Annotated in this window: 19 protein-coding genes; 14 read left to right on the top strand and 5 right to left on the bottom strand. The window is 72.0% G+C overall.

Annotation, left to right across the window (positions count from 1 at the left end):
• Positions 1-332: 332 nt before the first annotated feature.
• From CDN99_RS20640 to CDN99_RS20620, 5 genes are all read right to left on the bottom strand, one after another.
• Positions 333-1,223: a phytanoyl-CoA dioxygenase family protein gene (locus CDN99_RS20640; protein WP_088386790.1), complete on the bottom strand. Its 891-nt coding sequence runs from the start codon at positions 1,221-1,223 to the stop codon at positions 333-335.
• Positions 1,224-1,327: 104 nt separating this feature from the next.
• Entirely contained in the window at positions 1,328-2,548 is a 1,221-nt protein-coding gene (locus CDN99_RS20635; protein WP_088386789.1) for a glycosyltransferase, read from the bottom strand.
• A 20-nt stretch (positions 2,549-2,568) separates the two neighbouring features.
• Entirely contained in the window at positions 2,569-3,651 is a 1,083-nt protein-coding gene (locus tag CDN99_RS20630; protein WP_088386788.1) for a nucleoside-diphosphate kinase, read from the bottom strand.
• 10 nt (positions 3,652-3,661) lie between these two features.
• A complete protein-coding gene (locus CDN99_RS20625; RefSeq protein ID WP_088386787.1) occupies positions 3,662-3,910 on the bottom strand; it encodes a DUF6137 domain-containing protein in 249 nt (82 codons plus the stop codon).
• A 53-nt stretch (positions 3,911-3,963) separates the two neighbouring features.
• Positions 3,964-5,568: a GMC oxidoreductase gene (locus CDN99_RS20620; RefSeq protein WP_158218906.1), complete on the bottom strand. Its 1,605-nt coding sequence runs from the start codon at positions 5,566-5,568 to the stop codon at positions 3,964-3,966.
• A gap of 550 nt (positions 5,569-6,118) precedes the next feature.
• Here CDN99_RS20620 and CDN99_RS20615 point away from each other — a divergent pair.
• The 14 genes from CDN99_RS20615 (at position 6,119) to CDN99_RS20545 (ending at position 24,555) form a co-directional block, all read left to right on the top strand.
• On the top strand, positions 6,119-6,802 hold the full coding sequence (locus tag CDN99_RS20615; protein WP_088386785.1) for a hypothetical protein: 684 nt from the start codon (positions 6,119-6,121) through the stop codon (positions 6,800-6,802).
• Positions 6,803-6,944: 142 nt separating this feature from the next.
• Positions 6,945-8,123, top strand: coding sequence for a nucleotidyltransferase family protein (locus CDN99_RS20610; RefSeq protein ID WP_088386784.1), 1,179 nt, complete (start codon positions 6,945-6,947; stop codon positions 8,121-8,123).
• 130 nt (positions 8,124-8,253) lie between these two features.
• Positions 8,254-12,222: a hypothetical protein gene (locus tag CDN99_RS20605; protein WP_088386783.1), complete on the top strand. Its 3,969-nt coding sequence runs from the start codon at positions 8,254-8,256 to the stop codon at positions 12,220-12,222.
• 17 nt (positions 12,223-12,239) lie between these two features.
• Positions 12,240-13,394, top strand: coding sequence for an iron-containing alcohol dehydrogenase (locus CDN99_RS20600; protein WP_158218905.1), 1,155 nt, complete (start codon positions 12,240-12,242; stop codon positions 13,392-13,394).
• Positions 13,382-14,260, top strand: coding sequence for a radical SAM family protein (locus CDN99_RS20595; protein ID WP_141100895.1), 879 nt, complete (start codon positions 13,382-13,384; stop codon positions 14,258-14,260). The genes CDN99_RS20600 and CDN99_RS20595 overlap by 13 nt, the downstream gene beginning before the upstream one ends.
• Before the next feature lie 13 nt (positions 14,261-14,273).
• Complete coding sequence (locus CDN99_RS20585) at positions 14,274-16,556, top strand: hypothetical protein (protein WP_141100894.1); 2,283 nt, start codon at positions 14,274-14,276, stop codon at positions 16,554-16,556.
• 10 nt (positions 16,557-16,566) lie between these two features.
• Positions 16,567-17,814 carry an aminotransferase class III-fold pyridoxal phosphate-dependent enzyme gene (locus CDN99_RS20580; RefSeq protein WP_088386779.1) on the top strand — a complete coding sequence of 416 codons (1,248 nt, stop codon included), beginning with the start codon at positions 16,567-16,569 and terminating at the stop codon, positions 17,812-17,814.
• 2 nt (positions 17,815-17,816) lie between these two features.
• Positions 17,817-18,698, top strand: coding sequence for a PIG-L deacetylase family protein (locus tag CDN99_RS20575; protein ID WP_158218904.1), 882 nt, complete (start codon positions 17,817-17,819; stop codon positions 18,696-18,698).
• Complete coding sequence (locus CDN99_RS20570) at positions 18,695-19,837, top strand: glycosyltransferase family protein (RefSeq protein ID WP_141100893.1); 1,143 nt, start codon at positions 18,695-18,697, stop codon at positions 19,835-19,837. Before CDN99_RS20575 ends, CDN99_RS20570 begins: the two co-directional genes overlap by 4 nt.
• 15 nt (positions 19,838-19,852) lie before the next feature.
• Positions 19,853-21,127 carry a DegT/DnrJ/EryC1/StrS aminotransferase family protein gene (locus CDN99_RS20565; RefSeq protein ID WP_088386776.1) on the top strand — a complete coding sequence of 425 codons (1,275 nt, stop codon included), beginning with the start codon at positions 19,853-19,855 and terminating at the stop codon, positions 21,125-21,127.
• 18 nt (positions 21,128-21,145) lie between these two features.
• Positions 21,146-21,865 (top strand): histidine phosphatase family protein, encoded by a 720-nt coding sequence (locus CDN99_RS20560; RefSeq protein ID WP_238139639.1) that lies wholly within the window; start codon positions 21,146-21,148, stop codon positions 21,863-21,865.
• A gap of 148 nt (positions 21,866-22,013) precedes the next feature.
• Positions 22,014-23,000, top strand: a complete 987-nt coding sequence (locus tag CDN99_RS20555; RefSeq protein ID WP_088386774.1) for an ABC transporter ATP-binding protein — start codon at positions 22,014-22,016, stop codon at positions 22,998-23,000.
• Complete coding sequence (locus CDN99_RS20550; protein ID WP_088386773.1) at positions 22,997-23,767, top strand: ABC transporter permease; 771 nt, start codon at positions 22,997-22,999, stop codon at positions 23,765-23,767. Before CDN99_RS20555 ends, CDN99_RS20550 begins: the two co-directional genes overlap by 4 nt.
• Before the next feature lie 2 nt (positions 23,768-23,769).
• Entirely contained in the window at positions 23,770-24,555 is a 786-nt protein-coding gene (locus CDN99_RS20545; protein WP_158218903.1) for an ABC transporter permease, read from the top strand.
• Positions 24,556-24,575 lie beyond the last annotated feature (20 nt).

The following is a 24,575-nucleotide window of genomic DNA, read 5'->3' as shown; positions in this document are numbered from 1 at the left end:
ACCAATGGCACTGGGGTTTTTCAAGCCGACTTTCACAGGGTTTTCGACAGTATCTATCACGATCTGAAAACGATCAGAAAACCTCTCCCGCGGGGATTGCCCCCGAGATTCACGACTAGATAGATATTCGCGCACGCGCGAAATAGCATGATGTTTACGGCAGAACAACTGTAAGACCTTTCATATGCCCGGTGGCAGGCGTGCGCAAAGCCACGCCGGGCGCTGAAAGGCGCGCGGCGCGACGAAGCGGGCAGGAGGAACGGGGCCGCCCAAAGCGGCTGATGGCGGCTTTTGCGACGCATCCGCGACCGATCGGCGACCGGCCGTGAAACTCAGCCAAATTCAGCTTCGCGCAGAAAGGACTGCCGGTCCGGATTCATCCGGGAGCGCTGCATCAATTCAGCGCCGAGGATCTTGCCCGGCTCGCCGCGGCCCAATACGGTCAGCGGGTCCTCGAATCCATTGACATACCCCAGCGCGAAGGCGCCGCATTGATAGCCCATGAGGCGCAGCAAATCGTCGGGCAGGGTCCGCGCGATCTCCGGCGGACAGGACAGAAACTGGTTTTCCTCCTGCCGCACCCATCCCACCGCGTAGGTCAGGTTGATCGCCGAGCGGATCCGGTCGGACCGGTTTTCACCGCCGCCGTGATAGACCTTGCCGTCGTACAGCAGGACGGATCCCTTCTCCATCGCCGCCGGCAGGCTCTGGGCGATGTCGAACTCCACGCTGCGACCGGCCCGGTGGCTGCCCGGCACGACGCGGGTGGCGCCCATCTCCTCGGTGTAATCGGTCATCGCCCAGAGGGTGTTGCACTGCACGTGGTAATCCTCCGGGAAGGGGAACATGTCCCACGCCACCTCGTCCTGATGCAGCGTCTGCGCCTTCGCACCGGGGTGGATGGCGATCACCTGCGTGCAATGCACCTGGAAGGTGGTGGCATGGGCCAGGAAGCGGCCGGTGACCTCCAGGATGGTCGGGTGCATGACCAGCTCCCGGGCGGCCGGCGACCGCGCGATCAACGCGCCGGTGCGCTGGGTCCGCTTGCCCAGGATGCTGTCCGGTCCGAACGGGGTCGCGGCCATGTGCGGCGCGAGCTCCGTCGCGATCCGGTCCATGTGGGTGGGCGGCACCAGCCGGTCGATGATGGCGTAGCCGTGCTCGCGCAGGCAGGCGTGTATGTCCTGCGCGGGCGCCGTGTTGGGCAGGTGGATGAGCGACATGGTCGGAAGGTCCTGGCTGGGAAGTCCTGCTTGGGACGTCGTGGTTGAAATCGCCGCGCGGCTCCCGACGGAAACGGCGGCCGGAGATCGGGACGCGGCCGCGCTCAGGCGTGCCCCGCGATGGCGGATCGGTACAGATCCAGGGTCCGGGCACCCATCGCCGCGGGCGTGAAGCGCCCCTCGACATGGGCCCGCAGGCGGTCGGGCGCGGTGTGGTCCGCGTGCGCGCCGGCCAGCACGTCCTTGACGCGGCGGATCAGCGCGGCGGTGTCCTCGGGCGCGACCAGCAGCTCCGGCGTGATGCCGCCCAGCACCTCGCGCAGCCCGCCGACCGCGAAGGCGACCACCGGCGTGCCGGTGGCCAGCGCCTCGATGCTGGCGCCGCCGAACTCCTCGTAGAGCGACGGCATCACGATCAGCTCGCAGGCGGCCATCGCCGCCGGCACCTCGTCGTTGGGAATGAAGCCGGTCACGGTGACGCGGTCCCGCGCGCCGGCCGCCTCCAGCGCCTCCAGCAGCCGGCCGCGCTGCGGGCCGTCGCCGACGACCAGCAGCCGGACGTCCTCGTCCCGCAGCGCGCGCGCCAGCTCGACCAGGTGATGCCAGCCCTTCTCCTTGGCGATCCGGCCGACGAAACCCACGGTCCGCGGGCCGAGCCCATGGCGCGCGCGGAAGGCCGCCACCGCCTCGTCGGCCGGCGGCGCGAAGCGCGCGGTGTCGACGACGTCGGGCACCACCTCGACGCGCCGCGCGTCCTGCCCGAGCACGTCCGCCGTCCGATGCGTCAGCGCCATCACGGCCGACGACTGGGCCACGACCTTGCGCTCCAGCCAGCGGGCCAGGCGGTGCTGCTGCATGTCCAGCCAGGAGTGCGGGCTGTAGACCGCCAGCCGCGAGCAATGCACGGTGACCACCAGCGGCAGGCGCAGCAGGCGCCGCGCCCACCACGCGACCAGCAACGCCGGAATCTGCCCGTCGAAATGCGCGTGGATCAGATCGAAGTCGTGCGAGCGCGAGCGCCGCAGCAGCGCCCCCAGCGTGGCCAGCGCCCAGGACTGGGTCAGGCCGACGAGCCCGCTGAACTCCGAGCGGATGCGGGGCATCGGCACCATCATCCGCTCCACCCACAGCGACGCGTGCAGCGGCCGCAGCCGCGGCAGGCCGGGGAAACCGATGGTCATGACGTGCTGATGCACGCCGGCCTCGGCCAGCCAGACGGCCTGCCGCCAGGTCTGCACCTGCATGCCGCCGACCGAGTCGTAGTCCGCCGGCCAGACCTTGACATCGGGGTGGTGGAAGAACGGGGTCAGTTTCAGGACTTTCATGCGACGGCCACCGGCTGCGATCAGAAGGGAACGGAGGCCGGCGACCCGGCCCCGGCGCGATCCCCGCGCAGGGGCAGGCCGTCGACACCGGCGCGGGACACGCTGAAGCCGCCGCCGGGAACGCGGCCGGCGCTGCCCCCGGACAGGCGCAGCCCGGCCACGCGGCCGAGATCGGCCAGGAGCTCCGTCTCCAGCAGACGCTGCGCCGGCGCGAAGACGTTCAACCCGTCGACGCCCAGCGCGCGTTGCGCCGCCACGAGCGCCATGAGCGGATAGGCCGATACCGCGCGGTCGATGTCCACGTCCGGCGCGCGCAGGTCCCGCGCGTAGCGGGCCAGTTGATCCGCCGGCATCGGCAGCTCGGCCAGCGTGACGGGACGGCCACCGGTCAGCCCGGCGTCGTCTCCGGCGCCCGGCGCCAGCAGCGGCGCCAGGTCCTCGCCGGCATGCGCGTGCAGCAGCAGCGCGAATCGATGCGCACCGTCGCGGCGGCCATGACGCGCCGCGAAGCCGACCCGCAACCGCTCCCACCGCAAGCCCTGCAGCCCGAGCAGCCCCGCCTGGCCCGGCAGCAGCGTGACGGACACCCAATGCAAGTCGGACGATGCGTCGAGCCGCGCCAGCTCGGCCCGCGCCTGCGCCAGCGACGTGCCCGGCGCGAAGCGCAAGTCCAGGTCGGCCGGTCCGCAGTGCCGCTCCGGCGCCAGATCCGGGAAGAAGCGCGCCAGGAACAGGTGGTACTCGGTGCCCTCGTCGGTGCCATGGATCAGGTTGCGGATCTTCTCCGGCGTGCCGAAGCGACGCCGGATCGCCTGCTTGCAGTCGTACAGGCGCGGCGCGCCGCCGACGCCGCGCAGCAGATGCATCGACACCGGCCGCGACGTCAGATGCGCGACGTAGGCCGGCGTCGGATGCAGGAACAGGGCCTCCACATCCGCTGGCGTCAGGTGCACGTCACGGCGGGCCTGCTCGACGAAACCGTCGGCGCGCAGCCGGTCCAGGATGGCGCCGTCCAGTCCGCGCTCGAACGCGTCCGGCTTGAGCATCGCGATGGCCGGCTCCGTCGGCCCGATGGCCTCGGGCGGGGGGACGTCGATTCGCATCGTCTGGTCGTCAGGTCCCGGCGGCGCCGCTCAGGCGCGCATGCAGGTCGCGCGTCAGCTCGTCGATCTCGAAGCTGCGCCGCGGCCCGGCCAGCAGGCCCGAGTCGATGTCCAGCGTGGCCTCCAGCCGGCTGAAGACCTGCTCCCAGTCGCGCGTGTCGAGCGTGACCGTCTCGTGGGCGAGGATTTCCTCGGGCTCCTCGCCGGTGACGTTGCAGACGGTGTGGATGATCAGTTGGCGGAGTTGGTTCGGCGTCATGGTGGGGAGCGAAGGGAACAGGCGTCGCGTGTCGGGCGGTGAACGGATGGCGGTCAGGCGACGGCCGCGCGCGGCGCGCCGTCATCGGCCCGGGCGGTGTCGCCGCGCGCCAGCAGGCGCGAGATCCGCAGCGCGTTGGCCTGGATGGTCAGCGTCGGGTTGAGACCGCCGGGATAGGGCATGTAGCTGCCGTCGACCACGTGGACGTTGTCCAGCGCGTGGACACGGCCGTCGCGGTCCACGACCGAGGTGCGCGGATCGTCGCCGGCCCGGCAGGTACCGTGCAGGTGCGTGCTGCCGAGCGTGAAGTTGGACGCCTCGTGCCGGATCGTCCGCGCGCCCGAGGCCTCCAGCCAGCCCGCCGAGCGGGCCCGCATGTAGGCCAGCCGCGCCTCGTCGCGACGATCGGTGGTGTAGTCGATCATCACGCGCGGCAGTCCCCAGGCGTCGGTGCTGCTGGACAGCCGGATCCGGTTGCGCGGCGACGGGTGGTCGGCCAGGATGGTCTCCACCCGCAGCACCAGCCCCTCGCCCTGCAGCGCCCGCCAGTCGTCGTGCTTGGTCTCGTACATGAGCCCGCCGACGCCGACCGGACAGCGCTCGTCCAGGTAATGGTCCAGCACCGCCACCGTCGAGAACGGCCCGCGGTAGCCGATCGGGTGATCGGCGATGCGCTCCGGATACTCGTCCACCCGGCCCTCGGTGTACTCGCTGAGCTTCATGCACAGGCCTCGGCCGACGACGTCATGCTCGTTGCCCAGCCCGCGCGGCGCGTGGTGCGAGGTGGAGCGCAGCAGCAGCGCCGCCGTCTGGATCGCGTTGCACGCCAGCACCACCCGCCGCGCCCGAATCGAGCGCGTGCGGCCGGTGTCCATGTCCAGGCAGGTCACGGCGTCGACGGCATGGCGCCGCGTCTGCGTCAGCGCCACCGCGCGCACGCCGGTCAGCAGCGTCAGGTTGGGCGCGTCGGCCAGCGGCGCCAGCAGCGCCGTCACCACGTCCCGCTTCGCGCCGCGCGTGCATTGCGCTGAGATGCACAGCGAGCAGTTGTCGCAGAGGGAGCGGTCCACCGCCACCGGCGTCGGCCGGGGCGAGTAGCCCAGCCGCTCGGCGCCCGCCCACAGGTGCTCCGCCGGCAGGCTCAGCGTGCGCGGCACCTGCGTCGCGTCGACGAAGGCGGCGTGGTCGACGCACAGCCGGCGCTCCATCTCGCGGTAGTGCGGCGCCAGGTCCTCCGCCCCGATCGGCCACTTCACCGGCAGGCCGTCGACGTGGATGCGCGCGGACGGGTCGAAATCGAAATCGGTGTAGCGAAACGACGCACCGCCGTAGAACACGCTGCCGCCGCCCAGGTTGCGCGTGCTCCACGGCCAGCCGCGCCCGCTCCAGCCGCGTTCCTCGCTGCCGGCCAGCGCCATCGGCGACGCGGCATCCACGGCGGCGTTCTCCGCGTCGCGACGCAGGCGGGCGCCCTCCTCCAGCACCAGCGTGCGCAGCCCGGCACGCACGAAGGTCTCCGCCGCCACCGCGCCGCTGGCGCCGCTGCCCACCACGACCACGTCGAACGGATCGTCCAGCGCCGCGCCGGCCTCCAGGCCGTGGAGATGGGCGGCGCCCAAGGGCGCCGTCTCGATGAAGGACACAGTGGAAACGTTCATTGTCATTGCTCCGCGCTTTCCGCTCCTCGACACCGCCGTCGATTGAATGGATCCATTCAATCGAATCACGCCATCACTCATTCATTGACTCGCTCGATTGATCGTTGCCAATGAAGTCATTCATTCGCCCGCATTGGATCCTCGTTTCCCGCCCGCTTCATCGTGGGGCGTGGTTGGCGCGCGACGCGACCCCCGAGGTTTCCCCAATCCGGCGGAGCCATTTCGCGCTTGGCACGCCGATTGCCCTCTGGGCGCGCCCGATCGGACGCCTCCGGACGCGGCCCCTCCCCATCCCCCTCCTCGCCCCCCGCGCCGCCCTCTGGGGCGGCCTCTGGGGCGGCCTCTCGCGCCATTCATTCCGAGTGACTTCGATTGCGGAGATCATTCAATCAATTCATTGCGAGTGTCAATGGATTCATTCGACAAGCACTCACCTCCCCCAAGACGGGGGATGCTTGCAATTCGCTCGAAACTGATTAGATTGACCAGCCGCACTCTTGAAGGAGTGCGGATTTCATTGTCTTCAACCTTTGCTTGAGAGGAGAAAGGGATGTTCGATAAGAACTCTTCGCCCTGGTCCGATCCGCACGACGGGGGCACTGCCTTCGGGACCGCGGGGAACCTGGTGGATGTCGACACGGCGACCGAGGAGGCCGCCATCACGGCCGCTTCGTCCTTCCTGGTCGACGTGGACACCGCCACCGAAGCGGAAACGGTCTCGGCGGCCGAGTCGCGCCTGATCGACGTCGACACGGCGACCGAGGAGGCTGTCATCACGGCTGCCTCGGCCTTCCTGGTCGACGTGAGGACGGCCACCGAATCGGAGGCGATCGCCGCCGCGGCACCGCGTCTGATCGATGTCGACACCGCGACCGAGGAAGCCGTCATCACGACCGCCTCCGCGCTGCTGGTGGACGTCGACACCGCCACCGAGACGGAAGCGCTCTCGGCGGCCGCGTCGCGCCTGATCGACGTCGACACGGCCACCGAGGAGGCCGTCATCACGAGCGCCTCGTCGGCGCTGGTCGATGTGGACACCGCGACCGAGACGGAATCGCTGTCGGCCGCCACGGCGTCCGCGGTCGATGTCGCCACGGCCAACGAGGTGGAAATCGCCGCCTCGGCATCCGGTGCCTTCATCCGTGACAACGCCCTCTTCGAGGACGTGTCGCTGACGAACATGGTGCCGCTGCTGCGTCAGCTGTACCGCGACATTCCGACGGCTCGTCCCTGACGGGCGCACCCGGACGGCTTCGGTCGACCGGGTCCGGCGGCCCCGACCTGTGCAACGGTCGGGGCCGCCATTCAGACAGCGCGGCGGCCTGGCCGCTCTCCCGAAGGTGCCCGAAGGCGCCGCAGACAAAGGTTGAAGACGAATGGACACGACGCTGGAGAGGGACGCGAGCGCGGCGACGGAGCCCCGGCACCGCCTCGCGCGCTGGCATGCCGAGCTGTCGGAGACGGCGGCCGAGGCGCGCCCGTCGGACGCGCGCCTGGCCGCCGCGACGCTGGCGCGCACGCATGTGGCGCTGCTGTCGCTGGTGCCGGCGCTGCGCGAGGGCACCCACCTGGGCCCGCTCAAGCCGATGGCGGCCTGGATCCGCGCCGCGCTGATCGACACCAGCGTCGACAGCCTGCACCACCTCGCCGACGGCGACGGCACGCACCCCGCGCAGCGCACCTACCAGCGCATGGCCGAAGCGCAGGCGCGCTGCGCCGCCGAGGTCTCGACCGCGCTGCGCGACCAGGGCATCGTCCCCCTGCTCTTCAAGGGCGTGGAACTGCGGCCCCGCGCCTTCGGCGGTCGCGCCATCTCCAGCAGCACCGACGTCGACCTGCTGGTGCGCCCCGCCGACATCGAGCGCGCGCGCGGCATCCTGCAGGGCCTGGGTTTCGTCCACGCGCGTTATGACCCGGCCGCGGGCCGCCTGGTCGAGGTGCCGCGCGAGAAGACCGAGGCGCACGAGAAGACGCATCGCGAGCTCTACCCGCTGTGCCGCCTGGCGCCGGTCCACCTGGAGCCGGACGAGATCGAGTTCGTGCGCGCCTTCTCGCCGACGCCGCTGTTCGTGCACGACGGACAGGGCCTGCTGATGGAGGTCATCGACCTGCATCGCGGCCTGTTCGTGCGCATGGAGGTGGACTCGCTGTTCGAGCGCGCCGTGCCCAGCCTGCATGCCGGCGCGGTGACCCTGTCCCTGACCGATCACGTCTGGACCACGGCGCTGCGCTTCTACCTTGAGAGCAGCACCGTGCACAACGATCCCAAGCAGCGCGACCTGGCCTACCTGGCGGCGCTGCTGTCGCTGCCCGGCATCGACTGGCCCGCGCTGGTCAAGCTGGTGAGCGCCGCCGACCTGCGGCCGGCGCTGTTCTATTCGCTGCGCCTGCTGTCGCGGCTGCAGATCGCGGCGGTGCCCGCCTGGGTGCTGGACGAGCTGCATGTCAGGCGCGGATCCCATTACATGGACTTCGGCTGCCGCGCGACGCGCATGCTCGGCCTGGTGGAGGGCCTGCCGCCCGAGATCGACCCGCTGGTCCGCCAGTGGCCCTGAACGCCGAGACCTGATTGATGCGCGCGCCTCGGGCCGCGCCTTCCAGACCCGCCACCCGTTCGCCTTCACCCCGATCCTGCCCAGATCCCGTTTCGCGATGCCTTCCTCCGGACAGCCCGACAGAGTTCTCATGCCCTTGCCCCCCGCCTCCCGCCCCGGACCCAAGCTCGAACGGCTGCTGCGCCTGCGCGCCTTGCCGTCGCTGCGCGACCTGGTGCCGCCCGTGCATCCGGTGGACGCGCTCGCGCCCGACGTGGCGGACCTCGACGGCGCGCCGGACGCTGCCGTCGCGGCCTATGCCGCCGCGCTGCGGGCCGGGCAACCGGACCTGGCGCGGTCGGTCCAGGCGACCTGCGGCCCCGCACCATGGATCGTGCGCAGCGCCGGCATCGAGGACCTGGCCGAGCTGCTCAACGCCGGTGGCTACGACAGCCTGATCTGCCTCACGCCCGCGGACCTGCACGCCCGCGTCGCCGAGGTGGCCCTCAGCGGCCTGGGCGAACGGTCGACGCGGCAACGCGCGCTGGCCGGCGACGCCGCGCCCGCGCAGGCCATCCCCTGCTTCGTGCAGCCCTTGCTGCCGATCACCGTCGACGAGCGCGTGCACCGCCACCACGTGCCGCTGATCGACACCGCCGTGCTGGAACGCATGGAGTCGATCTGCACCGAGGTGATGGTGTTGTTCGGCTTCTCCGCGGTCGACTGCGAATGGGGGCTGGAGACCGACCGCGGCTTCGTGTCCGTCACCACGCTGATGCCGCGCGACGTGAGCTCGGCCCATGTGTCGCACACGCTCGGTTTCGGCTTCGCCAGCGCGCAGACGTCCGGCTCGCGGCCGACCGCGCTGGCGCTGCGGCCCGCGGGCACCCCGCTGCGGCTGTGGCGCGGCGAGCAGCTGCTCGCGACCGACGTGCGCCGGCTGCATCTGCTGCAGGCGCGGCCGACGCGGCTGGACCCGGCCCTGCGCACGCGCGAGGCGATCACCGGCGCGAGCCGCGCGCTGCTGACGCGCCAGTACGAGACCGTGCCCGGACGCCTGCTGACGCTGGGTGCGCGCATCCATGGCCGCGCCCTGATCGCGCCGGACCTCGCGACCGCCTGGCGCCATTTCCTGGGCCTGAGCGCCGACGCGCGCGTGGCCGTGGCCCTGGTGCTGGTCGACGAGGGCAATGCCGAGGAGCACGCCGGGTTGATGTTCCGCCAGGAGCGCGTGACCTGCGTCCGCACGGCCACCGCGCGCATCCCCGCCGGCACGGAGGTCGTGGCCTTCGACGGCGGCGTCTGTTTCCTCGGCGACGCGTCGATGGCGCGCGCCGTCGCCACCGAGGCCCGGCGCGAGCTCGTGCTGCCCGATGACTGCGCGCTGCTGTTTCCGCCCGCGGCGCTGTCGCCCGACGGTGCGCTGACGTCTACGGGCGCCGAAACCCTGCGCCAGTTGCAGGCCCTGCCCGTGGCCGCCGACATCGGCGCCCGGTTGCTGGCCCGCAGCACGCAGCCCGCGCGCGACCTGTGGCTCGAGGACGCGGACGGCGCGGTCGAGTCGCCGGCGCTGCTCGCGCGGCGTCTGCGCCGGGCCCGCGCGAGCGGTGCCGGCGGTGCGAACGACACGGGCGGCGCGCCCGATGCGCTGACGCGCTACGCGGCGTCCTATGTCCGCGCGGCCCAACTGGCGAGCGGTGACAAGGACATCGCGTCCATCCTGTCGAACGATGCAACGAGGGGCGCATCCCTGCACCTGTCGAGCCACGCCACGGACGCGCTCCGCGAGCTCGCCCGCCATCGCGACCTGCGCCTGCCGCTGGCGCTGCTGGATTGGCGTACCGCGGCGGCATGGCTGCCCCACGACGTGGCGCAGGGCTTGCTGCTGACCGCCGCCGCCCGCGCCAGCGAACGCGATCACGACACCGCCGCGCTGGTGCTGGGTCTGGCGACCCTGGTCGAGTCGGAGAACCGCCGGCTGCCGATGCACGATCCGGAGGAGGCCGTCGCGCTCGTGCGCGTGCTCGCCGCGGCCTTCGACGCGGGCTTGACCGCGGCCCATTTCGACGCGGTGCGCGCGCTGCGGCTGCCTCTTGACGCCGTGGCCGAACTGGCGACGAGCGTCCAGCGCGATCCCGCGTCGCTGGCGGCGGTGGGCGCCTTCCACGATGCCGTGGCGGCGTTCCGCGGCGTGGCCGGCGGCGGCGACACCGACGCGCTCGCGCAGGCGCTCGCCAGCACCTGGGGCGAGTTGCGCGAGACGCTCGACGGGCTCGGGCTGGCACATCTGGTCGAGCAGTTGCGCGGCACGTTGATCGAGACCTTCGACGCCTCGCTGAAGGCGATCCTGGGGCTCGCCATCGAAGAGGCCGCCGAGCGGCACGACGACGCGGCCTACCGACGCTACCTCGCGGTGATGCGGCACTGGATCGACTTCCTCCAACCGATCGCGGACAACGATCGCGACCGGCTCGTGCTGGACCGCTTCCGTGAGTGGTTGGCCCAGTGGAGCGCCGAGCCGGTGCCCGAGTCCTTCGAGATCGAGGATCGCAACTGGCGCGTCGAGTTCGAGGTCATCGCGGCGCCTCAAGTAGCAGCCGAGGAACACAACGACGAGGACCAGGACGATCCCGCCGAAGACGGCACCGCGGTCGAAGCGGCCGAGCGCTACGAGAACCCGCACGTCCTGCACAACCTGCTGCACCAGTGGTCGCTCGCGGGACTGCGCATGGACACGGCCCGGCTGCCGCGCCGCGTGCGCGCGCTGGAGCAGTTCTGCGCCACCTTCAGCAGCCGCTCGACGAAGGTGCTGCGCTTCGAGCGCGAGCTGCTCGAGATCCAGATCCCGATGGGCACGCACAAGGCGAGTTACGTCTTCGCGCCGCGCCAGATCACGGTCGAGTGGACGGAGCCGCCCGACTGCCCCGGCGACGAGATCGCGCGCATCCTCGCCTATGAGGTCATCCTGGCGCGTCTGCGCGACTGGATGTTCCCGACGCTGACGATCCGTCGCGAGCGCGTGCTGGGCACCTGGACGCTGTTCATCCGGCTGCGCGCCGACAACGCCGACGCGCGGGCCGGGGGCCTCGCGGACGCCGCCGAGGACGGCGGCGGCTGGCGCATCGAGGCGCTGCATCGGTTCGTGGCGGCGACGCGGCTGCTGTTCGATGCCTCCTACGACTTCTCGTATGTCGACAACGACGCCGTCGACGGACTCGCCCAGCGCCTGGACCAGCCGGGATGGCCGGCGATCTTCGAGCACCTGGTGCACTACCGCGCGGTGCTGGAGGACGCGGCGCAGTACGTCGCGCTGCACGCGCTGCCGCTGTCGTCCACCGTCAGCGCGATCGCGCAGAGCGGCGTCGTGCGCGGCATCTTCCGGCGCTGCCTGCGTGGCGGCGCCGCGCGCGGCCTGGCGCTGATCGACGGCCTCGCGCGCTCACTCGACCGGCTCGACGACACCGAGCGCTGGCGCCATCGCTACGAGCACCTGCGGCAAGCCTGCCTCGCGCTGAGCGCGATGTGGCCGCATGAAGCGCTGGCGGCGCTGGAGACCCTGGCGGCGCCCGGCACGCCGGAGACCTCGACTGCGCGAGGAGCCCCCGGGCCGCGTGATGACGCGGTCGCCGCCGATGCGAGCGCCGCGGCACCTCATGTCGGCCACGAGCTGCTGGCCGCCTGCCTGTTCTGCCGCGCCGACCTGCGCGACGAACTCCGGCGCGTCGCGACGGCGCAAGGCCCGGCGTTGTCCGGCCTGCCGGGCCTGATCGTGCGCCACGCGCCGGAGATCGCGCTGGCGGCCTGGGGCCCCGAGGCGCTGGCCGGGCTGCTCGCCGATACCGGCGCGCGCTGGCGGCGCGCCAAGCATTTCGTGCTGGCCCACGCGGCCGATCGCCTCGCGCCCGCCCGGCTCGACGGCCTGCTGCGCGACCTGGAGAGCGTGCCGCTGGGCCTGACGCCGGACGCCGACGCCGCCCTCGACGCGCGTCTGGCGACGCTTGGCCCCCGGCTCCGGTTCACGCTGGCGCGAGGCGTGGACTGGACGGCCCTGGCCGGCGCGGCGGGTGACCGCGATGGCGATCACGAGCAAGACGAGCACGACGACGACGGCGACATCTGACAGGGAGGACGACACCCGTGCGCAAACTGCAACTCCAATTCGAGGGCGACACCTATCCGGTCTGGATCGGTGCGCGCTGCCTGGACGACATCGCCTCCCGGATCGGGGAGCTGAAGGCGTCGAGCCTGCACATCGTCACCGACGAGACGGTCGGCCGGCTGCACGCGAGGACGCTGTTCGAGCGCCTGTCCGCCGATGCCACGGCGCGGCTGTGGACGGTGCGGGACGGCGAGTCCGCCAAGTCCCTGGCCAGCGTCGAGGGCCTGGCGCAGGACATGGTGCGCGCCGGCATCGACAGGCGCAGCGTGATCGTGGCGGTGGGCGGCGGCGTGGTCGGCAATCTGGCCGGGCTGATCGCGGCGCTGCTGTTCCGCGGCATCCGGCTGGTCCATGTGCCCACCACGCTGATCGCGGCGGCGGACTCCGTCGCCTCGCTCAAGCAGGCGGTCAACCTGCCGCAGGGCAAGAACCTGCTGGGCTGCTTCCACGCGCCGACCGCGGTGCTGATCGACTTGTGCCATCTGCAGACGCTGCCCGCCGCGCAGGTGCGATCGGGCATGGCCGAGATCATCAAGAACGCGCTGACCGTGGCGACCGAGAACCTGACGCTGCTGGAGGAAGCCCTGAGCCCCTCGGCCAGCTACTCGGACGCGGACTTCGCGCTGATCGTCGAGGCCGGCCTGCTGGCCAAGCAGAAGATCATGGCCTCCGACCGGCTCGAGCGCCGCCAGGCGGTCGTCTTCGAGTACGGCCACACCGTCGGGCACGCCATCGAGCTGGCCGCCGCGGGCCGGGTGCCGCATGGCGAGGCGGTGGGCCTGGGCATGCTGGTGGCGGCCGAGGTGTCCTTCCGCCTGGGCCGGCTCAACGCGGCCGGACGCGCGCTGCATCACCGCCTGCTGGACCGCAACGGCGCGGTCGCGCGCATGCCCGACGGCGTCACCGTGGACGCCGTCATGGCGCTGCTGCGCATGGACAACAAACGCGGCTACGTGGCGGCCCGGCCGGACCAGGTCGCCATGATCCTGCTCGACGCCCCGGGTGTGCCCGGCGGGCCGTCGGAGCAGCCGCTGACGCTCGTCGACGCCGCGCTGGTGCGGTCCTGCATCGAGGACTGCCTGGTCCGCGACGTCGCCCATCCGAAAGAGGAGGCCAAGCTGTGTCATCTGTGATCGTGCCGTTCTGGGCCTCGAAGCCCCGACCGATCCGGCGCTACCGGAACATCGTCATCAAGGCGCCCTGCAACCTGCGCTGCACCTACTGCGAGGTGAAGAAGGCGCGCATCGACGTCGAGAAAACCATCGCCTCGGTGGGTCGCATCATCGACCGCTTCCGGCCCGCCGACACGCTGCTGCGCGTCGAGGCCGACGGCGAGATCTCGCTCTACCCGCCCATCATCGACTACCTGGCCGAGCGGGCGGTGCGCGACGGCTACCGCATCGAGGTGCTGACCAACGGCACGCGGCTGCCGCAATGCCTGCGCGACGGCCTGCGGTGGGTGATCTCGGTGGACGGGCACACCGCCGCGATGAACAGCAAGCGCGGGCTCAAGCAGGCGCAGATCGACGTGATCCTGGAGCACGCCGCGCGCCTCTCGGCCGACCTGCAATGCGTCTATCACGGCCAGTCGGTCGAGGAGATGAACGGCTTCATCGAGGCGCTCGAGCGTCTGTCCTTCAAGGGCCGGCTGCACCTGCTGCCGCTGCTGGCGCTGGGCGGACGGCCGCTGGAGGTGCACCTGGACTACGCGCAGTTGCGCAAGGCGCCGTTCCTGGAGCGCAAGGAGTACTTCGACCGCTGGGACCACATCGTCAAGCACGGACGCCGCGGCGACTTCGTCTGCGACCAGATCGTCAACGGCTTCAACTACTACGTCTCGGACGACCACATCGAGATGGTCAAGTGCGACTGCTACGCGCCGCCGCCCGGCTACACGGTGAAGGGCCTGCACGACGAGCTGGAGTACGACAACTTCCCCTGCGGCACCTGCCTGTCGCATCAGGAGTTCAACAACCGGCGCCCCTCGATGGACCTGTGATCCGCGCGCGACCATGAGCGACCTCGCCGTCATCCGTCCCGTGTCCGAGCCCGCGCCCGCCGCCGTCCCGCCGACCCCGCCCGCGCCGGCCGCCCTGGTCTCCGGGGCGGCCGCATCCGCGCCGATGCCCGCGTCCACGTCCACGTCCACGTCCACGTCCACGTCCACGGCCGTTGGCGTTGGCGTTGGCGTGGTCCTGATTCATCCGCCGCGCGTGCTGGGTCGGTTGCAGGCTGTCGCGCGCCCGTCGGATGCCAGGGCGCGATACCTCGCCGCGTGCGCGGCGGTGCAATGCTGGGCGGATCTGCTCGACAGCGCGGCGGCGCCGGTGGACGTCGTGACGCCGCTGCTGCGCCGCGCCGAACACGAAGCGGACGAGGCCGCGCGCCTGCTGCTGCACGGCGCGCGACAGGCGCCGCCCCCCCTGGCGACGCGGTCTGGCGCTGGTGCTGGTGCCGACGCGGGCAAAGGCCCAGGTACTGATGCCCGGCCCGTCGGTGCCACGACCGCGGCCATGGCCGGCGTCGCGGCCACGTCGCCCTGGCCGGCGACGCTCACGCTGCACATCACCGACGCGGCGCAGGCCGCGCGCGTGGAGAAAGCCATCTCCGCCCCGATGCCGGAATGCTGCGGCTACGACATCGCCGACCTCGACCTGATCGCGGCCGACGCCGCGCGGCTGGTCGAAGCGATCGGCGCGGACCGGCCGGTGCTCCTGGTGGCGGTGCGGTCGGGCGGCGCCTATTTCGCGCCGCTGTGGCGGGCGGCGCTCGACGACCTCGGCGTGAGCCGGTCGCGCTGGTGCAGCGTGCGTCCGTGGCCGACCCTGTCGGAGAACGAGTCCTCGGCACCCGATGCGCTCCGTGCGCCCGACAGGTTCGGCGCGACCGGAGCGATCGAAACGACCCCAGCGACCGGACTGACCTGCATGCCGGGCATGCCCGACGCGGACGCCTGGCTGCACGGCCAGCCGCGCCCGGTCGTCGTGGTGTTGGACGACCAGCCCGACACCGGCGCGACGATGGCTCGCGTCGCGGCCGGGCTGCGCGCGCCGGACCGCGAGTTGTGGTTCGCGAGTGTCGGCAAGCTCTGGCGCGACGAGGCCGGGCAACGACGGCTGGCGCACGCGGCGCCGGCCTGGATCGGCGGCGGCACGCGGCGGCTGTGGGAGTGCCTGATGCCGCCAGACCATGGCCGTCTGCTGGAGCGCCTGTCGCGGCTGCCGGGCCTGGCCCGTCTGCCGTCAGACGCCGCGCCGCGCTGGCACTGCCCGCGCGACGAGGTGCGTTACGGCGACGCCCGGCCCTGGCTGCCCTGGAACCACCCGGTGGTGCTGACCGGCCGACGGCCGCTCGTGAATCCGCGCAAGACCCCGCTGGCCATCGCCGCCGCGGACCGTCGTCCGCTGCTGCACCTGCGCTTCATCGGCGAGGGCGTCTTCGGCGAGGCGGAGTTCCAGCGCGTCCAGGCCCTGCAACCCGGACGACGCGCGTGGTTCATCGACGGCTACGGCGTCACGGCGGACATCGGCCCGACCACGCCGCTGGCCGAGCGCCTGCGCACCTGCGACGGCGCCACGCGCGCGGCCTTGCTGGACCAGTGCGCCGACCTGCTGTCGGCGCTGATGCGCGACGCCATCGCGGAGACACCATCCGGCGAGCACGGCGCGAGCCACCCGGGCCGCATGAGCGGCGCAGACGGCATGAGCGGCACGAGGGCCGCGGTCCGCATGGCCGGCACCGGCGGCATGCGCGATGACATCGCCGACGCGCCGCCGATGTTCCGGACCGGCGAGGCCCCGCTCGGCATCGAGACCCGTTGGCCCGCCTTCGCCCGCCAGTTGGCGGACCGGGGCCTGAGCCTCCCGGAGACAGGCGAGGCGCTGCACGCCTTCCTCGCCCGGCCGGTGCGGCGCCTCGGCGAGACGGGACTGGCCCTGCGGACCTCGCTGCGGCACGCGTGCGGCGCCTGGCATTGGCAGATCGACGCGCAGGCCCGCGTCCACCGCTTCCAGCTCGAAGCCAACTGGGGCCGCATCAGCTGGCCCGAGCTGGAGGTCGCGGCTTGCCTGCTGGCGCTGCGCCTGAGCGCGGCGGACGGCCGCCGCCTGGCCGCGCGTTGCGGCCTCGCATGGCCCGCGGTGCGCGACACGCTGCCGCTGGCCGCGGCCACGCTGGGCGAAGCCATGCTCCGCGGCACACGCGCCTTCGGCGTGGGCGGCCGGGCGCGCTTCATGGACGACCTTCGCTCGCTGGTCGCGGCGACCGGCGAACTCGCGGAACTTGAAACCCCCTGAGGAGCATCACATGGACAGGCCAACTCACATCGTCACCGGCATCTACACCGCCCGCCCCCGCTTGCGGGCCGTCAGTTCCGAGGGCGCCAAGGTGACGCTCTCGGACGGCAAGTCGTACATCGACTTGATGAACGGCAAGGGCTGCGTCACGCTCGGCCATCACCACCCGGCGGTGGACGAGGCCATGATCCGCCACCTGCAAGGCCGCCACGCCAGCGCCACCTGCTGGAGCGACCGGCACGAGGAACTGGCCGACCGCATCGTCGCGGACCTGGGCCTGCCGGGCGCCCGACTGGCCTTCTTCAGCACTGGCACCGAGGCCTGCCGCGCCGCGGTGCAGGTCGCGCGCGCCGCCACCGGCCGGCGCCTGGTCGTCAGCGCCGGTTATCACGGCTGGGGCCACGATTGGGCCGGCTCCGGCGAGCTGCTGGTGGCCAATCCGGCCGGCGTGATCGATTTCTTCTTCGTGCCGGAACTGCTCGATCAAGTGCTGGAGCAGCATCGCGGCGAGGTCGCGCTGGTCATCCTGTCGCCGGACCACGTCCACCTGCGGCCCGAGACGCTGCAGCGCCTGACGGCGATCACGCGCCGGCACGGCGTGCTGCTGTGCTGCGACGACGTCAAGCAGGGCTACCGCGGCGAGGCGGCCTCGTACTTCCCCAAGGCCGCCGGCGCGCATGCCGACCTGTACACCTTCGCCAAGGGACTGGCCAACGGCCAGCGCCTGTCCTGCCTGGTCGGCCGCGCCGACGTGCTGGCGGCGGCCAAGGAGTTCACCTACACCGCCTACTTCGACACCCTGCCCATCGTGGCCGCGCTGGCGACGCTGGACCACATGACCCGGAACGACGGCTATCGCCGCTTGAGCGCTTGCGGCGCGGCGCTGGCCGCGGGCATGCGCGAGGTCGTCCGCCGCAGCGAGCTGCCGATCGAGATCTACGGCGACGGCCCCATGCTGCAGATCGTCGCCGCCACCGAGGCCATGGACCAGGTCATGTACGCCCATTGCGCCGCCGCCGGCCTGCTGCTGTACGAGGGCGACAACCAGTCGGTCTCGCTGGCGACCGCCGACGTGCTGGACGAGCTGCTGCAGCGTTTCGCGGACGGCCTGGCGGCCACGGCGCGGCAGCTCGGCCCGATCGCGCCCACGGCGGTGAGCCCGCATCGGCGCTTCCAGGCCGCGTTCTGCATGATGGACGGCGCGACCGATGTCGTGCCGGCCGCGGATGCGATCCGGTGGATCCAGGACGAGCTGTGAGCGTGTCCTTCCTGTCCTCGATCGCGAGCCGGCGCGTGCTGCTGCTGTCGCCGCACGCGGACGACGTGGCCTATTCGATCGGCGGCCTCGTGGCGCAGTTGACGCAGCGGGCTCGGCTGGCGCGTTCGGCCCAACGGTCGACGCACCCGGGCCTGATCGATCACACGGGTCAAGCCGAAGGGCCGCGGCCGGCGGGCCTCAGGGGGGACGGAAGCCACGCCGGCAATGCCGACCTGCGCCTGCTGACCGTCTTTGGCCGCAGCGGCTGGGCGCTGCCGCGGTCGCTGCGGCGTGCGGGCGCCGACGCGGTGTCGACGCAGCGCCGACAGGAGGACCAGGCCTATTGCGATCGGCACGGCATCGCCTTCGACCTGCTGCCGGTGCCCGACAGCGCCTTGAGCGGCTATGACGAGGTCCGCGAACTCACGGCCGCGCCCGAGGACGACGCGCGCGCGCCCGACGCCGCGACGCTGATCGGCGCCGTCATCGCCCGTACCGCGCCGCAGGTGGTGCTGGCGCCCTGCGCGCTCGGCGGCCATGTCGACCATCGCATCGTGCGGGACGCGGCATGCGCGCTGGAGGATTCGACCGCCGGCTTCGACCTGCTCTTCTACGAAGACGTTCCCTACAGCGCGACCCTCGGCCTGGCCGACATCGAGCGGCGGTTGATCGCCGACGGCCTGATGCCGGCGGCGACGGTGAGCATCGATGCGGTGCTGGACGCCAAGGTCGACGACATGTGGGCCTATCGCTCGCAGACCAGCGCGCCGACGGTCGCCCAGATGCTGTTGCACGCCGGACGCGTGGCCGGCGATACCGGCGGGTACGCCGAGCGACTGTGGCGCCGCGCGACGCCCGCGCCCGAGGCGGCGCGCACGCCATGACCCGGCGAGACCTGGACTCGAACGCCGGTGCCAGTCCCGGTACCGGCGCGGGCGCGGATGCGGATGCGGGCGAAGGCGCGCGACGCGTCGCGACGGTGCTGTTCGAGCGCTACTCGGACGACTTCGACCTGCGCCACGGCGGCGGCATCGAGCGCGCGCTGTATCAGCTGTCGACGGCGCTGGCCGCGCGCGGCGTCCGCGTGCACTGGTATCGCCGTCAGGACTGCCCCGATGCCCAGGCGCTGGCGCGGCGGGCCGCGGCGCTGTCGGCGGACGCGGTCTTCCCGCTGCCGGACAGCCCGCTGTTCTGGCGCCAGGCCCCATCGACGGACGCCGGCCTGCGGGCGCGTGTCGTGCGGATCTGGCATGACGTGGGCGCGCTCACCCATGGCCGCGGCGTGGTGCTGCCCTGCGACCGGCACCGTGCCGGCGGCGATCCCGCCGCGCCCTGCAGCGCGGCGCACGCGCATCCGGCGCTGTACGCCGCCGACGTCTGCTTCCGCGACGAGCCCTGGACCCGTTGCTTCCCGCGCCGCCAGGTCATCCCGTGGGCGGTCGATCACCTGCCCCGGCTGGACCATCGCGACCGCGACGGCCCCGTGCTGCTGCTGGCCGGCAAGGCGCGGCTGGAGATCGTCACCGCCGCCGTCGACGCCTGCCGCGCGCGCGGCGTGCCGGTGCGCGTGATCTTCAGCGGCTGGACGACGCTGGGCCGGCAGGCCAAGGCCCATTTCGACGATCCAGTGGCGCGCGCCGGCTGCGACGTGGTGCGGGACTACCGGCTCGACGAGGACCATGCGCGCGTCTTCGGCGGCATCAGCGCGGCCTTCGTGCTGAGCCAGTATCACGAGACCTTCAACTTCCTGGCGGCCGAGTGCGTCCACTTCGGCCTGCCCGTGGTGGGGCTGCGCGGCGCGGGCGCGACGGACGGCTTCGCCTCGCTGCTGGTGGACGACGCCGCCGCGCTGCGCGCCGTCATCGCGCAGGACCGCTTCCGCGCGCTGGCGCCCAAGCCGATGGCGCCCTGGGGCTGGGACGACGTCGCCGCCGCCTACCTGGACCTGATCGGTCGCGCGACCCGGGAGGACGGCGCGCCGTGCGACGCCGGGCCACGCGCCCACCCCGTTTCAACCCCCTGAATCCTGGAGGAACACATGGCCGACACCTTGGCGATCCACGGCGGCAACGCCGTCTTCGACGGACCGTGGCCCAACTGGCCGCAGAGCAACGAGGCCACGCGCCGCAACCTGGACGCGGTGCTGGCCAGCCACCGCTGGTCCATCAGCGGGCAGTACCGCGGCGAGGACTCGTGGGAGGAGCGTTTCGGCCGCGCCTTCGCGGCCTACACCGGCGCGCGCTGGTGCGTGCCGGCGTCCACCGGCACCGCCAGCCTGACCATGGCGCTGGAGGCCTGCGGCGTGGGCGCGCACGACGAGGTGATCGTGCCCGGCGTGAGCTGGGTGGCCTCGGCGTCGGCGGTGCTGGGCATCAACGCCATTCCGGTGCTGACCGACGTCGATCCGCGCACCGGCTGCCTCGATCCGGCCCAGGTCGAGCGCGCCCTGACGCCGCGCACGCGCGCCATCACGGTGGTGCACCTCGGATCCGCCGTGGCCGACCTGGACCGGCTGGTCGCCGTCGCGCGCAAACACGACATCCCGTTGATCGAAGACTGCGCCCAGGCCCACGGCGCGCGCTACGACGGCCGGCACGTCGGCCGCTTCGGCGCCGCCGGTGCCTTCTCGATGCAGCACAGCAAACTGCTGACCAGCGGCGAGGGCGGCGCCGTCATCACCGACGACGCCGCGCTGGCGCGCCGCCTGGCGCATCTGCGCGCCGACGGCCGCACCTTCTCCGAGCAACCGCCGGCGCTGGACGAGATGGCGCTGGTCGAGACCGCCGAGATCATGGGCAGCAACTACTGCCTGTCGGAGTTCCATGCCGCGATCCTGATGGGGCAGCTGGAGCCGCTGGACGACCAGTTGGCGCAACGCCGCCGCAATGCCGAGGTGCTGGACGGCCTGCTGTCCGGGCTGGGCTTCGCGCCGCAGCAGACCTCGGCGGGCACGACGGCGCGCGCGCACTACACCTACGTGGTGGGGCTGCCGGAAACACTCGCGCGGGAGGTCGGCGTCGAGCGCTTCGCGGCGGCGCTGGCGGCCGAATTGCATCTGCCCTGCAAGACGATGTACGCCGCGCTGAACCGGAACCGTCTGTATCAGCCGTTCTCGCGCACGCGTTTCGCGCTGGGCAAGGAGTTCACCGACGCGGTCGACCCATCGCGCTTCCACTTGCCGGCGGCCGACGCCTTCTCGCGCGCCAGCCTGGCGCTGCCGCATCGCATGCTGCTGGCGGATGCCGACGCGATGGCCCGCGTCGCGGCGGCCTTCGAGAAGGTCGCGCGGTCCGTCGACGCGCTGCGTGGCTGAAGGAGCAACGGATTGCCCGTGCATCGTTTCGTGCTCGTGCGCCACGCGCAGGCCGACTGCAATCTGCTGGACGACGGCGCGCCGCTGGACGCGTCGCAGGCCGACAGTCCGTTGACCGCGCTCGGCCAACGCCAGGCGGCGGCGCTGGCGGCCGGCCTGCCGGAGGGCTGGTGCGAGGGGCCCGTCTTCTGCAGCCCGATGCGGCGCGCGCTCGACACCGCGACGGCGCTGGCGCGGGCCCGCGGGCTCGCACTGGCCATCGATCCGAGGCTGGTCGAGGTGGCGCCGACGGCGGCCTCGCCGACCGGTCTCACGCAGGGCGATTGGGACGGCTTCCTGACGCGGCGCGTGGCCTTCCCCGATCGAGTCCTGATCCCGGGCGTCGAGTCGCTGACGGCGCAGTTCGAGCGCGTGCGGTCGTTCTTGAGCGAGCTCGGCGAGCGGCGGAGCCCGTCCGGCGGGGCCGATGCGACCAGCGAGGCCGTGCGCCCCGGTGCGACGCGTGCGGCGCACGAGGCTCCGAGCGCCGGCGCGCGCGCGACGACCTTGATCGTCTCTCACGCGACGACGGTGGAACTGGCGTTGCTGGCGCTGCTCGGCCTGGAGCTCGACGCGCTGCGGCGCTTCCGCTTCCGGCTCAGCAACACCGGCGTGCACGTGGTGGAGAGCGAGGGGCTGGGCGCGCCGGCCCGGCTGTTGATGGTGAATGGCCTGGCGCACCTGGGGCGCTGGATTTGACCGCGCCCGAGCGCGGCTCGTCGGGCGACGCGCGATGCCTCACGCGATGCGGGAGGCGCGGGCGGCGCGCAACACGACGACGCACGGAGAACCGAATGACGGAACAAGGAACGGCCGCCGTGTCGCGGCCGGATGGAGGAGCGGCACCATGATCGAGGTCGCCGGGCTGAGCAAGAGTTATTGGGTCCACCGCCGCGAGCAGCATTTCGGCGCGGTGGTCGCGTCGCTGTTCCGCCGCCGGACCGAGGAGGTCGTCGCGCTGCGCGACGTGCATTTCTCCATTCGCGACGGCGAGCGGGTGGGTTTCCTCGGCCCCAACGGCGCGGGCAAGACGACGCTGATGAAGGTGCTGTGCGGCCTGCTGCATCCCAGCGGGGGATCGGCGCGCGTCGACGGTTACGTGCCGTATGAGCGCGCCCCGGACTACCTGCGCCGCATGACCATGGTGATGGGCGGCAAGAGCCAGTTGATCTGGGACCTGCCGCCGGCGGACAGCTTCGAGATGATCCGGGCCGTCTACGGCATCCCGTCCGCGACCTTCCGCGTCACCCTGGGCGAGCTGGTGGACCTGCTGGCGCTGGGTCCGCTGATGCACAAGCCGACCCGGCAGCTGTCGCTGGGCGAGCGCATGCGCTGCGAATTCGCGGCCGCGCTGCTGCATCAGCCCAAGGTGCTGTTCCTGGACGAGCCGACGATCGGCCTGGACGCCGGCATGCAGGCGGCGGTGCGGGACTTCATCCTGGCCTACAACCGCGCCCACGGCGCGACGGTGCTGCTGACCTCGCACTACATGCAGGACGTGGCCGCCATCTGCCCGCGGGTGGTGGTGATCAACCACGGCACGCTGGTCTACGACGGCGACCTGCGGGACTTCGTGCGCACGGTCAAGCCGGAGAAGGTGGTGTCGTTCCGCTGGTCCGGATCGGTCCTGCCCGGACCGCTGCTGGCGGCCTGGGCGCTGCGCCCGACGCCGGACGGCCGGATCGAAGCGCGTGTCGGCAACGAGCGCGTGCCGGAGCTGGTGCGCGCGGTGATGGCCCTGCCCGAGATGGCCGACCTCATGATCGAGGACCCGTCGCTGGACGACGTCCTGCGCGAGGTCTACGGCCAGGCCGGCGTGGAGGCCGCGGCGTGATCCGGACCCTGGCGCGCATCCGCTTCGCGGAGGTCCTGGCGTGGCGCACCGAGTTCCTGCTGTGGCTGATGACGCTGACCATGCCGCTGATCATGCTGGCGCTGTGGCGCGCGGTGACGCGCGACGGCGCCTTCGGCGGCTACACCAGCAGCGATATCACCGCCTACTTCCTGGGCGTGCTGGCCGTCGTGCTGATCACCGAATGCAACCTGGTGTGGAACCTCAACGAGGACCTGCGCACCGGCGAGCTGTCGTTCTGGCTGCTCAAGCCGGCGCATCCGCTGATCAACTACCTGGCGATCACGCTCGCCGAGGTGCCGGCGCGGCTGCTGGTCGCGGCGCCGGTGGTGATCGCCGCGCTGCTGCAGAGCACCGGCGGCGCGCCCCTGGCGCAGCGCCTGCCGTCCTTCGCGCTGGCGCTGGTGCTGGCGCTGGGCATCAACCAGGCCATCCAGATCATCATCGGCTGCCTGGGCTTCTGGATCAGCCGGTCCATCATGGTCTTCAAGCTGTACGAGACGGTGGGCAGCGTGCTGTCCGGCTACCTGGTGCCGCTGAGCTTCCTGCCCGGCGCGATGGCGGACGTGGCCGCCTACCTGCCCTTCCGCTTCGTGCTGTCGTTGCCGGTGGAGATGCTGCTGGGCCGGCATGACGCGGCGACCGCCGCGTACTGGCTGGCGGTGCAGGCGCTGATGTTCGTGGTGCTCAACGCGCTGGCCCTGTGGACCTGGAAACTCGGAGTGCGCCGCTACGCGGCGTATGGATGACGATGCGCCACCTCCAGATCCTGCGCGCCATGGCGATCCTGGCGTTCAAGCGGGCCGGTCAGTACCGGTCGGACTTCTTCCTCGAAGGCGCCTCGACGCTGCTGGTCGTCGCGGTGCAGCTGATCCCGGTGGCCGTGCTGTACGGCGAGCGCGAGCAGGTGGCCGGCTGGCGCTACGGCGAGATGCTGGTGCTGCTGGGCTGGTTCCTCATGATGCGCTGCGTGCTGGACGGCGTCATCGCGCCCAGCCTGGCGCAGACCATCGGCGGCATCCGCACCGGCCACTTCGACTACGTGCTGATGAAGCCGGTGGACGCGATGTTCCTGTGCTCGCTCGGCCACATGCGGCCCTGGCAGGCGGTGCGCGGCGCCGCCGGCATCGCGCTGATGGGCATGGGGTTCGCGGCGCTGCGCACCAGCCCGTCGCTCGCCGCGGTGGCCCTGGCCACGGTGCTGTCGGGCGCGGCGCTGCTGACGCTCTACTCGATCTTCATCCTGTGCGTGGCGGGCTCCTTCCTGGTGGTGAGGGTGCAGAACCTCATGAACGTGCTGAGCGCGCTGATGGATTTCTCCCGCTGGCCGGTGCAGGTCTTCGAGGGGCTGTGGCGCCTGGTCTTCACCTTCGTGCTGCCGCTGGCGGTCATCACCTCCTTCCCGGCGATGGCGCTGCTGGACCGGATCTCGCCCCGGCACACGCTCACCAGCCTGGCGGTGGCCGGCGTCTTCTTCGCGCTGGCGCGCCACGTCTGGCTGCGGGCCCTGCGCGGCTATCGTTCCGCCTCGAGCTGATGGCGACGCGCCGTCGACTT

Source organism: Roseateles aquatilis, from assembly GCF_002205645.1.
GTDB classification, from domain to species: Bacteria; Pseudomonadota; Gammaproteobacteria; order Burkholderiales; family Burkholderiaceae_C; genus Roseateles; species Roseateles aquatilis.
Note: the sequence above shows the minus strand (reverse complement) of the source record. Positions and strands in the feature narration are given on the sequence as shown.